The organism is Micromonospora sp. WMMD754 (assembly GCF_049315235.1).
Classification (GTDB): domain Bacteria; phylum Actinomycetota; class Actinomycetes; order Mycobacteriales; family Micromonosporaceae; genus Micromonospora; species Micromonospora sediminicola.
This window is the reverse complement of the sequence record NZ_CP186058.1, coordinates 2,814,080-2,826,742: the sequence shown is the minus strand read 5'-3', so window position 1 is coordinate 2,826,742 and position 12,663 is coordinate 2,814,080. Positions and strand designations below refer to the sequence as shown.

Here is a 12,663-nt window from a genome sequence, read left to right as displayed (position 1 = left end):
ACCCCTCCAGTGTGCGCCGGACGGACACCCGCCCGCTCGGCGACCCCGACGCGGGGGTCCCCGGTCACACCTGCGGGGCGGGCACGCTCCGCTCGTACATGTCGGTCCAGCGCTCCTCCACCAGCCCGACGGAGCGGTAGAGGGTGACCGGGGCGGTGGGGTTGGCCAGGTCCACGCCCAGCCCGGCGCCCTCGCGGCCCTTCGTCGCGTAGATCGCGAAGGCCCGACGCAGCAGCGCCGCGCCCACCCCGCGCCGCCGGTGGGCGGGCAGCACCGACAGCGTCCGGACCCACCCCATGCCCTGGTCGACCGCCTGGTCGGAGGACTGGAGGGCACCGGCCGGCTCGCCGTCGACCTCGGCCAGCAGCCACTCGTCCCAGACCTTGCCGCTGGACGGGAGCGACTCCCGCCACCGCGCGAAGTCGAGCGGCTCGTGGTCGGGGGTGTCCCGGAACGCGGTGTCGTAGATCTGGTGGAACAGCCGCAGGTCGCTCTCGTCGTCGGCGCGCAGCGGCCGGATCGTCACACCGGCCGGTGGCGCCGGCTCGGCGGGCAGGTCGGCGAGCGAACGGGTCATCCGGACGTACCGCTTGACCCGGGTGAACCCGGCCTCCACCAGCTCAGCCGCCCAGCGGGTCTCCGGAGCGAAGACGGCGGTGCGGGCGGTCAGCGCGGGCCGGCCCCGCTCGGCGGCCCGTTCGGCGACCCGTTCGAGCAGCCGGGCCAGCAGCGGGGCGCGCAGGGGCGCGCCGTGGTCCGGGTCCACGTAGACCTCGACGAACTCCCGGCCCACCCCGGTCGGGTTGCTCAGGATCGCCCAGCCGACCACCACGCCGTCCGGGTCGGCGACCAGCCAGGAGTCCCGCGCCGGGTCGACGAAGGGCGCGGTCAGCGCGTCCCGCACGTCGTCGGCGTCGAAGTCCGGGTAGCCCACGGCGAACGTGTCGGCGGCGTGCACCACCGTCAGGATCGCGGGCACGTCGTCGAGGGTGGGGCGGCGGGCGGTCCAGCCGGCGGGGAGCGTCACGGCGCAGATCCTGGCAGCCGGGCCGGCCGGGACGCCTCCCATTTATCCGCCCCGGGCGCGCGGCCGGGCGGCGGTGAGCAGGTGGACCAGCTCGGTGCCCTCGACCGGGCCGAGCGCGCGGAACGCCGGGGACACCAGGCGGTCGGTCACCGCCTCGGCCCAGAGCCGCCGCCGCACCAGCGGCCCGACCGGCGGGTAGGGCGGCGCCCAGCCGCAGGCGGCGGCCCCCGTCTCCCCCTCCGGCCCGGCCAGCACCGCCTCCAGCGGCGTCAACCCGGCCGCCCGCACGGCCAGCAGGTAGGCCCCGGCGAAGTGCTCGCGCAGCAGCAGCAGCCCGACGGCGGCCCGGGCGCCGGGGGACGGGTCGGACACCGGCATGGCGCGCCAGGCGGCGAAGAGCGGCATGGCGCTGCCGTCGGCGGCCTCGACCGCCCGGCCGAGCAGCCCGGCGAGCCGGGACACCTCGGGACTCCCACCCAGCCGGGCCGCGCCCCAGCGGCAGCACTCGGCGAGGTTGGCGGTGGCGACCTCCAGCGGCGGGACGGTCCGCGCGGCGGCGTCCCAGCCGTCGGCGACCGCCTCGGGGGCGATGAAGCCGAGCGCGGCGGCCACCGTCTCGGCGCGTACGTCGCCGAGCGCGCCGGCCCGGCCGGTGATGTAGAAGGCCCACCCGGAGATGCCGAGCAGCCGGGCCCGGCGCAGCGTCGACGGGCAGCGGGAGAACGCCTCGCCGAGTTCCAGCGCCAGCGGCTTGCACGCGGCGGCCACCTGCTCCGGGGTCATCGGCGACCCCCCGCCGTCCGTCCACCGTGGCCGCTCATCACGCTCAGTCTGCCTCGTGATCACCCTCCATGGCATCCCCCTCTTCGGCGTCGAGTGCCTCCAGGACGCCCTCCACCTCGCCGGCGCGCCGCCGGGCGGCGCTGAGCGCGCGTTCCGCGCCCCGGCGGGTCAGCTTGGCCCGGCTCAGCTCCTGCTCGGCCGCCGCCCGACGGCGCTCCAGCTCGGCCAGCTCGGTCTCGATCCGGTCCAGCGTCGCCGCGCCGTCCCGCTCGGCCCGTTCGGCCCCGGACAGCTCCGCCTCGGCCCGGCCCAGCTCCGCGCGCGCCTTCTCCAGCTCGCGGGCGGCCGCCCGCCGCCGCTTCGCCCGTTCGGCCCGCGCCGCCCGTTCCTCGCGCGCCCGGCGCGCCTCGGCCGCCCGGTCCGGTACGCCGGACTTCCCCGCCCGGTCCGGTACGCCGGACTTCCCCGCCTTCTCCGGTACGCCGGACTTCCCGGCCCGCTCCGGTACGCCGGACCTGCCCGCGCGCTCGGGCCGGGTGGGCTCCTCGTCGTCGCCGGTGATCAGCCGCAGCTGGGGGCGGGGCACCTCACCGAACCCGGCGTAGTGGCTGGCCCGCAGCAGCCGGCCGGCGCGTACCTGGTCGGCCACCTCGGTGTCGGAGAGCGCGGCGTTGAGCGTCGCCTCCACCTCGCCCAGCGGCAGTTTCCCGGCCGGGGGCGCGGCGGGTTCGGCGGCGGCCAGCCGGCGTACCTCGGCGACCAGCGCGCCCACGACGGCGCGACGCTGCGCGGAGAGCTCGCGGAGCGTGCCGCCGCGCAGGTCGCGTTGCGCTTCGCGGAGCGCCTCGGCGAGCTGGGTCAGGTCGGCGACCAGCTCGGGCCGGCGGATCGCGAGCAGGTTGACCAGCCAGGCCGCGACCGTGGGCCGGCGGAGCCGCCCGATCTCCCGGGCGGTACGCGGGTCGCCGGCCTGGCGCGCCTCCGCCACGGCGGCGTCCCGGGCCGCGACGAACCGGTCCGGGGGCGCGGCGTAGAGCCGCCGGACCACGTCGGCAGGGGGGCCGGGCACGGTTCAGGCGTCGATCCGGGTACCGGGCTCCAGACGGCGGTAGTCGGTGTTCGACATCGCGGTGTACTGCCGGTCGAGCACACCGAAGCCGTTGGCGTTGAGCAGGCCGTCGTGCAGCGCGTAGGCCCGGCGGGGGGCGACGGCGCGGATGAAGTCGAGCACCTCGGAGAACTTCGACCAGGGCGCGTGTATCGGGGCGAAGAGCGTGTCCACCTGGACGTCGTCGGGGACGAACAGCGCGTCGCCCGGGTGGTAGACGACCTCGTCGAAGAGGTAGCCGATGTTCTGGATCACGGGGATGTCCGGGTGGATGACCGCGTGCTGCCCGCCGTACGTCCGCACCGGCACGCCGGCGGCGGTGAACGACTCGCCCGGGGCGACCACGACGAGCGCCTCGGCGGCGTCGCCGAGCACGCCGGCGAGCGAGGCGGGGCCGTTCACCTGGATCGGCCGGCGTTCCAGCGCCCGGGTCAGCGCGGCGACGTCCACGTGGTCCGGGTGCTCGTGCGTGATCAGCACCGCGTCCGCCCCGTCCAGCGCCTCGGGTTCGCTGAAGACGCCGGGGTCGACGACCAGCACTCCCCCGTCGTGCTCGAGCCGGAGACAGGAGTGGGTGAACTTGGTGACCTGCATCGTGACTCCTCGATTATCGAATCGTGATGTCCTCAGCGCAGTCTGCCGGAACCGGCGCGACGACGCGTCGCGTCCGAGGTATCGGCCCCGGCTCGCGGGGCCGTCGACGATCGGAGCGGGGAATGGGCGGACGACGACTCCGGGGCGTGGCCCTGGTGGCCGTGGGCCTGGCGGCGGCGCTGGCCGTGGGGGCGTGCAGCGCGGGCGGGGACAGTGGCAGCAACGACGCGGCGGCGCCGGCGGCGGAGGGCGGCGGGGACGCCGGCGCGGAGCGGGACCAGGCGGCCCCGGGCGGGACCGGCGGCGCGGACCTGCGGGTGGACCAGCGGTCCATCATCTACACCGGGACGATGCAGGTCCGGGTGGACGACGTGGACACCGCGGCACGGGAGGCGACCACGGCGGTGACCGCGGCCGGCGGCTTCGTCGGCGGCGACCGGCGGTCGAGCGAGTCGGCGGACGCGCGGGCGGTGCTGACGCTGCGGGTGCCGGCGGACCGGTTCGCCGGCGTGATCGACCAGCTGGCCGGGTTCGGCCGGCAGGAGCGCCGGGAGATCCGCACCGAGGACGTGACCGAGCAGGTGGTCGACCTGGACGCCCGGATCGCCACCCAGCGGGCCCGGGTCGAGAGCGCCCGCAAGCTGCTGGCCCAGGCAAGCTCGGTGGACCAGCTGGTCGCCCTGGAGAACGAGGTGGGCACCCGGCAGGCCGACCTGGCCGCGTTGGAGGCCCGCAAGCGTCGGCTGGCCGACCTGACCGCGCTCTCCACCATCACCGTGACGTTCCTGGGCCGGGACGCCAGCACCGCCGAGGAGGAGGCCGACCTCGGCTTCCTGACCGGGCTGGGCGGCGGCTGGACGGTCTTCCTCACCTCGGTACGCGTGCTCCTCACCGTGCTCGGCGCGGTCCTGCCGTTCGCGGTGGTGATCGGCGTACCGCTGTGGCTGTTGCTGCGGTGGCGACGCCGGCGGGCCCGCCGGACGCCGCCGCCCGGCGGGCCCGCCGGCGTCGCCACCGTCGGACCGACCGGCGGTCCGGTCAGCGCGCCGCCGCCAGTGCCCGCAGCGCGGTCTGGACCATGAGGCGTACGCCCACCTCGATGGCACGCTCGTCCACGTCGAAGGAGGCCCGGTGCAGGTCCACGTTGGGCCCGCTCCGGCCGACGCCGAGGCGGGCGAGCGCGCCGGGGACGTGCTCCAGGTACCAGGAGAAGTCCTCGCCGCCCATGCTCTGCGGCGTCTCGGCGATGCCGTCCGGTCCGAGCGCCGACGCGGTGGCGGCGGTGAGCACGCCGATGGCCCGGGCGTCGTTGGTCACCGGCGGCCGGCCGCGCAGGTATTCCAGGTCGACGGTGGCGCCGGTGGGCGCGAGCACGTCCCGCACCACCTGGGCCACGATCTTGGGCGCCTGGTCCCAGGTGTCGCGGTCCATCACCCGCAGCGTGCCGGCGGCGCACGCCTCGGACGGGATCACGTTGTAGCGGGTGCCGGCCGAGGCGTGGCCGAACACCAGCAGCAGCCCGCTGTTGGCCGGCACCCGGCGGCTGATCAGCGTCGGCACCTCGGTGACGAGCCGGCCGAGCGCGTCGACCAGATCGACGGTCAGGTGCGGGCGGGCGGTGTGCCCGCCGGGACCGGTGAGCCGGACGGTGACGTTGTCGGCGGCGGCGGTGATCGGGCCGACCCGCAGGCCGACCTTGCCCACCGGCAGGTTCGGGTCGCAGTGCAACGCGAAGATCTGCACCACGTCGTCGAGGCCGCCGGCCTCGATGACCTCCAGCGAGCCGCAGGGCAGGATCTCCTCGGCCGGCTGGAAGATCAGCCGCACCCGGCCGTCGAGCTGACCGAGGTCGGCCAACTGGGCGAGCAGCATGCCGACACCGAGCATCACCGAGGTGTGCACGTCGTGGCCGCAGGCGTGGCAGACGCCCTCCACGGTGGACCGGTACGACACGTCCTTCGGGTCGCTCAGCGGCAGCGCGTCGATGTCGGCGCGGAGCGCGATCACCGGCCCGTCCGGGCGGCCGTCGATGTCACAGATGACGCCGTTGCCCTTGGGGAGCAGGCGCGGCTTCAGCCCGGCGAGCGAGAGTTCCCGGTGCACCAGCGCGGCCGTCTCGAATTCCTCGCCCGACAGTTCCGGGTGCGAGTGAATGTGCCGGCGGGTCTCGATGAGACCGGGTACCCGCAGCGCGAGCAGATGGTCGAGCTCGAAGGGCAGGGGCTGGGAACCGGTCGGCGTCTCGGGTCGGGACGACGCCAGCGGGCCACCGGAAGGCAGCGTCAACGCACTCGTCACGTCGAATTCTCGATCACTAGAGATGGATGGATCTTCGGGGAGAACAGCAGACAGCCTAGACCTCCGGCGGTGACGCTGCGCAACATCTTTCGCGTAGCGGTCGGACCGCGCAGCGTCACGAATGCCCTGGTGGGAGGGCTCGAATATCTGCGGGACAGCAGGTAGATCGCGGTCGGACGCCGTCATCTGCCCCCCACCTCCTACAACGCGTAACCGATTCATCGGTCACCAAATACCGGTCGTCGTTCCGAATTGTCGCATTAGTCGCGGCAATTAACTGCCGCTCCGACAATTGCGCGACAACAGTCGGCTGCCGGACGACTCCCGACGGTGACATGGCTGTCCGCCGAACGACCGCACAGGCTGTCCGTCCCGTTCCCCCGTTCGGGTTACCCGCATTCCCGAATCGCACACGCGCCACGGTCACGGCCACACTGCCCGCAGACGCGTCGGCACCGCCCCGGGCGGCGGCGCCCGGGGCAGGATCCGCGCCGGGCCGTCACCGCCCGGCGCATGCGCCGGAGGCTTCCACGGTACGCCGCGCGCCCGTGTTCGCCCAGGTCAGAACCGGTCAGTCGGCCGGTAGACCCCCCACACGTCGCGCAGCGTCCCGCACACCTCGCCGACCGTGGCCCGGGCGCGCAGCGCCGCCTTCATCGGGTGCAGCACGTTCGTGTCGCCCTCGGCCGCGGCGCGCAGCTCGGCCAGCGCCCGCTCAACCGCGTCCGAATCCCGCTCCGCGCGCAGCTTGGCCAGCCGTTCCGCCTGGGCCGCCTCGATCGTCGGGTCCACCCGCAGCGGCTCGTACGGCTCCTCCTCGTCGATCTGGAACCGGTTGAGCCCGACCACCACCCGCTCACCCGAGTCGATCTCCTGGGCGATCCGGTACGCGGACTGCTCGATCTCGCGCTTCTGGAAGCCGGCCTCGATGGCGTCCACCGCCGAGCCGTGGTCGAACACCCGGTCCATCAGCTCGTTCGCCGCCGTCTCCAGCTCGGCGGTCATCGCCTCCACCACGTACGACCCGGCGAACGGGTCGACGGTGGCGGTGAGATCCGTCTCGTACGCCAGCACCTGCTGGGTCCGCAGCGCCAGCCGGGCGGCCTTCTCGGTGGGCAGCGCGATGGCCTCGTCGAAGCTGTTGGTGTGCAGCGACTGGGTGCCGCCGAGCACCGCGCCCAACCCCTGCACCGCCACCCGCACCAGGTTGACCTCGGGCTGCTGGGCGGTGAGCTGCACGCCCGCGGTCTGGGTGTGGAACCGCAGCATCATCGACTTCGGGTTCTTCGCGCCGAACTCGTCGCGCATCACCCGGGCCCAGATGCGACGGGCCGCGCGGAACTTGGCGACCTCCTCCAGCAGCGTGGTGCGGGCCACGAAGAAGAACGACAGCCGGGGCGCGAAGTCGTCCACGGCCAGCCCGGCCGCGAGCGCCGCCCGGACGTACTCCACGCCGTTGGCCAGCGTGAACGCGATCTCCTGCGCGGGCGAGGCGCCGGCCTCGGCCATGTGGTAGCCGGAGATGGAGATGGTGTTCCACTTCGGCACCTCGGCCCGGCAGTAGGCGAAGGTGTCCGCGACCAGCCGCAGCGAGGGCTTCGGCGGGAAGATGTACGTCCCGCGGGCGATGTACTCCTTGAGGATGTCGTTCTGGATGGTGCCGTTGAGCGCGCTGCCGGGCACCCCGTTCTCCTCCGCCACGAGCTGGTAGAGCAGCAGCAGCACCGAGCCGGGCGCGTTGATGGTCATCGAGGTGGAGACCTTGTCCAGCGGGATCCCGCCGAAGAGCGTCCGCATGTCCTCGATGGAGTCGATGGCCACGCCGACCTTGCCGACCTCGCCGTGCGCGATCGGGTCGTCCGAGTCGTAGCCCATCTGGGTGGGCAGGTCGAACGCGACGGACAGGCCCATGGTGCCGGCGCGCAGCAGCTGGTGGTAGCGCGCGTTGCTCTCGGTGGCGGTGCCGAAGCCGGCGTACTGCCGCATGGTCCACGGCCGGGACGTGTACATCGTCGGGTAGACCCCACGGGTGTACGGGTAGTCGCCGGGCTCGCCCAGCCGGGAGTCCAGGTCCGCCGGAAGGTCGGCCGCCGTGTAGACGCCCTTGATCGGGAAACCCGACTCGCTTGACCGCGCATCGCTCATTACCGGATGGTAGGACGCGGCCGCCGCTCGATGGGTGAGGGATACCGCACACCGGGCGGTGGCGGCCCACCGGAGGTGAGTAGCTGGCCACATACCGTCGAGTAGGTAAACGCCCGCCGCGTCGGGTTTCGCATCGGGCGTCGGAACCAGCAAGATAGAGGGGTTGTGTCCCAGCCCCCTCGATATCCCCCGGTGGCTTTTCTGTGACTCAGATTCCGACGTGGAGCGGCGGACCGGCCAGTCCCCCCACTGGACGCGCGGCGCCCGGCACCACCATCGGTGGTCGCTACTCGCTGCGATCCCCGGTGGGCAACGGCGGCATGGGCACGGTCTGGCGAGCCACAGACACCCTGTTGCGCCGCGACGTGGCGGTCAAGGAGGTCGTCCTCCCGCCGGGGCTCGCCCCCAGCGACCGCGACGCGCTCTACGAACGGACGCTGCGCGAGGCCCGCGCCGCCGCCGCGATCCAGCACCCGGCCGTGGTGCAGGTCTACGACGTGGTCACCGAGGGTGGCCGGCCGTGGATCGTGATGGAGCTGCTGGACGCCCGCAGCCTCGCCGACATGGTGATCGAGGACGGGCCGGTCGCGCCGCGCGCGGTGGCCAAGATCGGCATCGCGCTGCTCGGCGCGCTGGAGGTGGCGCACGCGATAGGCGTGCTGCACCGCGACGTCAAGCCGGCCAACGTGCTCATCTGCACCGACGGCCGCTGCGTGCTGACCGACTTCGGCGTCGCCCGGATGCCCACCGACGTGCAGCTCACCACGCCCGGCATGGTGCTCGGCTCGCCCCACTTCATCTCCCCCGAGCGGGCCATGGGCCAGGAGTTCGGCCCGCCCAGCGACCTCTTCTCGCTCGGCGTGACGCTCTACACCGCGGTCGAGGGACGGCCCCCGTTCGACAAGGGCGACCCGATCGAGACCATGCACGCCGTGGTCGAGGACCCGCCCGCCACGCCGCAGCGCAGCGGCCCGCTCACCGGCGTGCTGATGGGCCTGCTGGAGAAGGACCCGGCCCGCCGGATGGACGTGCACCGGGCCCGGGCCATGCTGCGCGAGCTGCTCGCCGGCCCGCTGACCAGCACCGCGACCGCGGTCAACTCGGTCACCGACCCGTACGCCGTGGTGCCGGTGCCGCGCCCGACCACCCCGCCGCCGGTCGCCCCGGAGCCGAAGCCGAGCGGCCAGATCGGCGGCCGGGCGATGATCGGCCCGGGTGAGTCGCTGACCGACCGGCTGGCCGCGCTGCGTCGCGGCGAGCGCCCCGGCGCCACGACGGCGGGTGACGCGGCGCTCGACGAGACGAGCGCCGACGCGTTGGCCGGGCCGCTGCACACGCCCACCGGGGCCATGTCCGGGCCGGGCGCTCCCGAGGCCACCCAGCACATCTCGCCGGACGCCACCGTCCGCCTCGGCCGGGGCGCCGGCGCGGACGCCACCCAGCGCGTCCCCACCGGCGCCCCGACCACCTACGGCGGCGGCGCCGACGCCACCCAACCGGTGTACGGCGGCGGCGCCCAGTGGTCGGTGCCGGGCACCGGCCAGCCGTGGACCACGCCGGCCACCGCGCCCGGCGACGGCGCGCCCGGCGGCGTGAAGGGCCTGCTCGGCCGCGTCAAGGCGTGGCCGCGCAAGGTTCAGCTCGCCGCCGCGGGCGGTCTGGCCGTGGTGCTGCTGGTGAGCGTGATAGCGCTGACCAGCGGCGGCGACGACGCTCCCCCGCCGATCGTGGGCGCGCTGCCCTCCACCTCGGCCGCCGCCGCGCCGGAGATGCAGGAGCGGACCGTCAAGGGCGTCACCATCCAGGTGCCGAAGGGCTGGCAGCAGCAGACCGGCGGGCTCTACGTCGACTACGTCGACCCGGACGACGAGGGCCGCAAGGTCCGCGTCATCGCCGAGAAGTGGGGCGGTACGTCGATCAGCTGGGCCGAGTTCGCCTCGAAGAACCTGAGGAGGAACACCGCCAACAGCAAGACCTGCCCCGCCCCCTACACCGAGGTGTCGGTCTCCGAGCAGCCGCTCGCCGGCCAGACCGCGGGCCAGCTCGAATACACCTGCGGCGAGGGCGAGTCCATGCGCCACGGCATCTGGCGGGGCCTGGTCAAGGACGGCAAGGTCTACTCGTTCTACCTCTCCTCCACCGACGCGCGGTTCGCCGAGAGCAAGCCGATCTTCGACGCGATGGTCGGCTCGTTCCAGCTCACGGCGGACAACTGAGTCGAGGCCGACGGCCAGTGGTGATCCGTCGCCGTGCTATCAAGAGGCCATGGCGGCGGACACCACTGACCTTGACGACCTTCGCGCGCGAGCCGAGAGCTGGCTCGCCGACGACCCCGACCCGGCCGACCGGGACGAGCTGCGCGCCGTCCTCGACGGGCTGCCCGGCACCGCCGGCGAGCTGGCCGACCGGTTCGCCGGCCCGCTGACCTTCGGCACCGCCGGCCTGCGCGGCCCGCTGCGCGCCGGGCCGAACGGGATGAACCTCGCCGTGGTCACCCAGGCCGCCGCCGGGCTCGTCGGCTGGCTCGCCGCCCAGGGCGGCGAGGGCCCGCTGGTGATCGGGTACGACGCCCGACGCGGGTCGCGCGCCTTCGCCGAGCGCACCGCGCAGGTGGCCACCGGCGCGGGCCGCCCCGCGCTGCTGCTGCCCCGCCCGCTGCCCACGCCCGTGCTGGCGTTCGCGGTCCGGCAGCTCGGCGCGGTCGCCGGCGTGATGGTCACCGCCAGCCACAACCCGCCGCAGGACAACGGCTACAAGGTCTACCTGGGCGCGCAGCTCGGCGGCGAGCTGGGCGCGGGGGCGCAGATCGTGCCGCCGGCCGACGCCGGCATCGAGGCGGCCATCCGCGCGGTCGGCCCGCTCGCGCAGGTGCCGCTCGGCCCGGCCGGCCAGGTGCTCGGCGACGACCTGGTCGCCGCGTACGTGGACCGGGCCGCCGCGGTGGTGGACCCGGCCGGGCCGAGGGACCTGAAGGTCGCGTACACCCCGCTGCACGGGGTGGGTGGCGTGGTGCTGACCGCCGCGTTCGCCCGGGCCGGCTTCGGCGTGCCCGGCGTGGTGCCGGAGCAGGCCGAGCCGGATCCGGCGTTCCCGACCGTGAGCTTCCCGAACCCGGAGGAGCCGGGCGCGGTGGACCTGCTGGTCGCGCTCGCCGACCGCACCGGCGCGGACATCGCCATCGCCAACGACCCGGACGCGGACCGCTGCGCGGTCGCCGTACGCGACGCCGGGTCCTGGCGGATGCTGCGCGGCGACGAGGTGGGCGCGCTGCTCGCCGACCACCTGATGCGACGCGGGGTGACCGGCCTCTACGCCACCACGATCGTGTCGTCGACGCTGCTGCGGGCCATGGCCGAGGCCCGGGGGCTGCCCTACGACGAGACGCTGACCGGGTTCAAGTGGATCGTCCGGGCCGGCGGGGGCCGGGAGCCGCTGGTGTACGGCTACGAGGAGGCGCTGGGCTACTGCGTCGCGCCCGGCCACGTCCGGGACAAGGACGGCATCACCGCCGCGCTGACCGTCGCCGAGCTGGCCGCCGGGCTCAAGGCCCAGGGCCGTACGCTCACCCACCGGCTGGACGAGTTGGCCGCCGAGTTCGGCGTGCACCACACCGACCAGCTCTCGGTCCGGGTGGAGGACCTGCGGGTGATCGCGGACTCGATGGCGCGGGTGCGGGCGGCCACCCCGACCGCGCTGCTCGGGCACCCGGTCACCGAGGCGACCGACCTGCTCCCCGAGTCGGACGTGGTCATTCTGCGCACCGACGCCGCCCGGGTGGTGATCCGGCCCTCCGGCACCGAGCCGAAGCTCAAGGCGTACCTGGAGGTGGTGGAGCCGGTGACCGACGGCGACGTCACCGCGGCCCGGCGCCGCGCCCGGGCCGCCGTCACCGAGCTGCGCAACGAGATCGCCGCCGCGCTCGGCCTCTGAGATGTAAGGAGGGGCCCCTTGTTAACGCCTGGCGTTAACAAGGGGCCCCTGCTCTACCTGAGGCGTTAAAAGGGGGCCCTTCCTTACCGCTTGCCGAGGGCGGCGTCGACGGCTTGGCCGAGGGCGGCGATGACCAGGCTCACCGACGGGCGTACCACGCTGTCGTCCAGGCTCACCGTGCCGGAGAAGCCGGCGCCCGCCGCGATCTCCTCCAGGCGCTTGCCGGCGTCGGTGGCGGCGGCGCCGGTCAGCCCGAGCGCCGGCTCCATCCGCAGCACCGCGACCAGGGTGGCCAGCGCCGCGGTCCGCTCGTCCGGGAGCTGCCCGCTGGTCAGCGCGTCGGCCAGCCGGCGGCGGATGTCCGCCTCGACCGAGGCGTCGGCCACCGGGTAGCGGTGCACGTGGATGAAGCCCAGCTCGGTCTCGTCCACGTCGCGGACCACGCCCCGGCCGCAGAGGTCGCCGAGGATCCGGTCGCGCAGCCCGTGCCGCAGCCGCTGCACCCAGGACGAGGGCGTGTGCGGGGTGTCCGCGGCGATCTTGGCCAGCACCGCGTCCGCGATCGGCTCGCCGGTCGGCGCGGGGTCGACCACCGCCAGGTTCCCGTCCGCGTACGCGACCCGTCCGGCCAGGGCCAGCTCGACCAGCACCGCGGCGGCCATGCCCAGGTCCAGGCTGATCCGCGGCATGGTGGCCTTGCCGGTTTCGTCGTCATACGCGAGGAGCAGCAGCTCCTCGGCGAGCGCAACACCAGTCATGGCCCGGAACGCTAGCGCCT

General features: G+C 74.5%; 10 protein-coding genes. 3 read left to right on the top strand and 7 right to left on the bottom strand.

What is annotated here, in order from left to right; all coding sequences use genetic code 11:
• Positions 1 to 64: 64 nt before the first annotated feature.
• Genes ACN27B_RS13865 through ACN27B_RS13850 form a run of 4 tightly spaced genes read right to left on the bottom strand, consistent with a single transcriptional unit; the run spans position 65 to position 3,512 of the window.
• Positions 65 to 1,027, bottom strand: a complete 963-nt coding sequence (locus ACN27B_RS13865) for a GNAT family N-acetyltransferase (protein ID WP_422745296.1) — start codon at positions 1,025 to 1,027, stop codon at positions 65 to 67.
• Between the two features lie 42 nt (positions 1,028 to 1,069).
• Positions 1,070 to 1,810 (bottom strand): SCO6745 family protein, encoded by a 741-nt coding sequence (locus ACN27B_RS13860; RefSeq protein ID WP_422745294.1) that lies wholly within the window; start codon positions 1,808 to 1,810, stop codon positions 1,070 to 1,072.
• 43 nt (positions 1,811 to 1,853) lie between these two features.
• Entirely contained in the window at positions 1,854 to 2,879 is a 1,026-nt protein-coding gene (locus ACN27B_RS13855) for a hypothetical protein (RefSeq protein WP_422745292.1), read from the bottom strand.
• A gap of 3 nt (positions 2,880 to 2,882) precedes the next feature.
• Positions 2,883 to 3,512: an MBL fold metallo-hydrolase gene (locus ACN27B_RS13850; RefSeq protein ID WP_091582279.1), complete on the bottom strand. Its 630-nt coding sequence runs from the start codon at positions 3,510 to 3,512 to the stop codon at positions 2,883 to 2,885.
• 122 nt (positions 3,513 to 3,634) lie between these two features.
• Between ACN27B_RS13850 and ACN27B_RS13845 the strand changes: the two genes are divergently transcribed.
• Entirely contained in the window at positions 3,635 to 4,594 is a 960-nt protein-coding gene (locus tag ACN27B_RS13845; RefSeq protein ID WP_422745290.1) for a DUF4349 domain-containing protein, read from the top strand.
• Here the strand turns inward: ACN27B_RS13845 and ACN27B_RS13840 are convergent.
• Positions 4,551 to 5,810 carry an amidohydrolase gene (locus ACN27B_RS13840; protein ID WP_099162604.1) on the bottom strand — a complete coding sequence of 420 codons (1,260 nt, stop codon included), beginning with the start codon at positions 5,808 to 5,810 and terminating at the stop codon, positions 4,551 to 4,553. The genes ACN27B_RS13845 and ACN27B_RS13840 overlap by 44 nt on opposite strands.
• Positions 5,811 to 6,371: 561 nt before the next feature.
• Complete coding sequence (locus tag ACN27B_RS13835; protein ID WP_099162605.1) at positions 6,372 to 7,955, bottom strand: acyl-CoA mutase large subunit family protein; 1,584 nt, start codon at positions 7,953 to 7,955, stop codon at positions 6,372 to 6,374.
• Positions 7,956 to 8,158: 203 nt separating this feature from the next.
• Here ACN27B_RS13835 and ACN27B_RS13830 point away from each other — a divergent pair, with 203 nt between their 5' ends.
• Both ACN27B_RS13830 and ACN27B_RS13825 read left to right on the top strand, forming a co-directional pair.
• Positions 8,159 to 10,171 carry a protein kinase domain-containing protein gene (locus ACN27B_RS13830; protein ID WP_422745287.1) on the top strand — a complete coding sequence of 671 codons (2,013 nt, stop codon included), beginning with the start codon at positions 8,159 to 8,161 and terminating at the stop codon, positions 10,169 to 10,171.
• A gap of 49 nt (positions 10,172 to 10,220) precedes the next feature.
• Entirely contained in the window at positions 10,221 to 11,885 is a 1,665-nt protein-coding gene (locus ACN27B_RS13825) for a phospho-sugar mutase (protein ID WP_099162606.1), read from the top strand.
• 83 nt (positions 11,886 to 11,968) lie between these two features.
• Here ACN27B_RS13825 and ACN27B_RS13820 read toward each other — a convergent pair whose 3' ends face one another.
• Positions 11,969 to 12,643, bottom strand: a complete 675-nt coding sequence (locus tag ACN27B_RS13820) for a GOLPH3/VPS74 family protein (RefSeq protein ID WP_099162607.1) — start codon at positions 12,641 to 12,643, stop codon at positions 11,969 to 11,971.
• Positions 12,644 to 12,663 lie beyond the last annotated feature (20 nt).

What these genes read in the sequence shown, in the direction of transcription:
- ACN27B_RS13835 (WP_099162605.1), bottom strand. Translation starts at nt 7,955, where the DNA reads ATGAGCGATGCGCGGTCAAGCGAGTCGGGTTTCCCGATCAAGGGCGTC.
- ACN27B_RS13820 (WP_099162607.1), bottom strand. Translation starts at nt 12,643, where the DNA reads ATGACTGGTGTTGCGCTCGCCGAGGAGCTGCTGCTCCTCGCGTATGAC.
- ACN27B_RS13825 (WP_099162606.1), top strand. Translation starts at nt 10,221, where the DNA reads ATGGCGGCGGACACCACTGACCTTGACGACCTTCGCGCGCGAGCCGAG.
- ACN27B_RS13845 (WP_422745290.1), top strand. Translation starts at nt 3,635, where the DNA reads ATGGGCGGACGACGACTCCGGGGCGTGGCCCTGGTGGCCGTGGGCCTG.
- ACN27B_RS13860 (WP_422745294.1), bottom strand. Translation starts at nt 1,810, where the DNA reads ATGACCCCGGAGCAGGTGGCCGCCGCGTGCAAGCCGCTGGCGCTGGAA.
- ACN27B_RS13850 (WP_091582279.1), bottom strand. Translation starts at nt 3,512, where the DNA reads ATGCAGGTCACCAAGTTCACCCACTCCTGTCTCCGGCTCGAGCACGAC.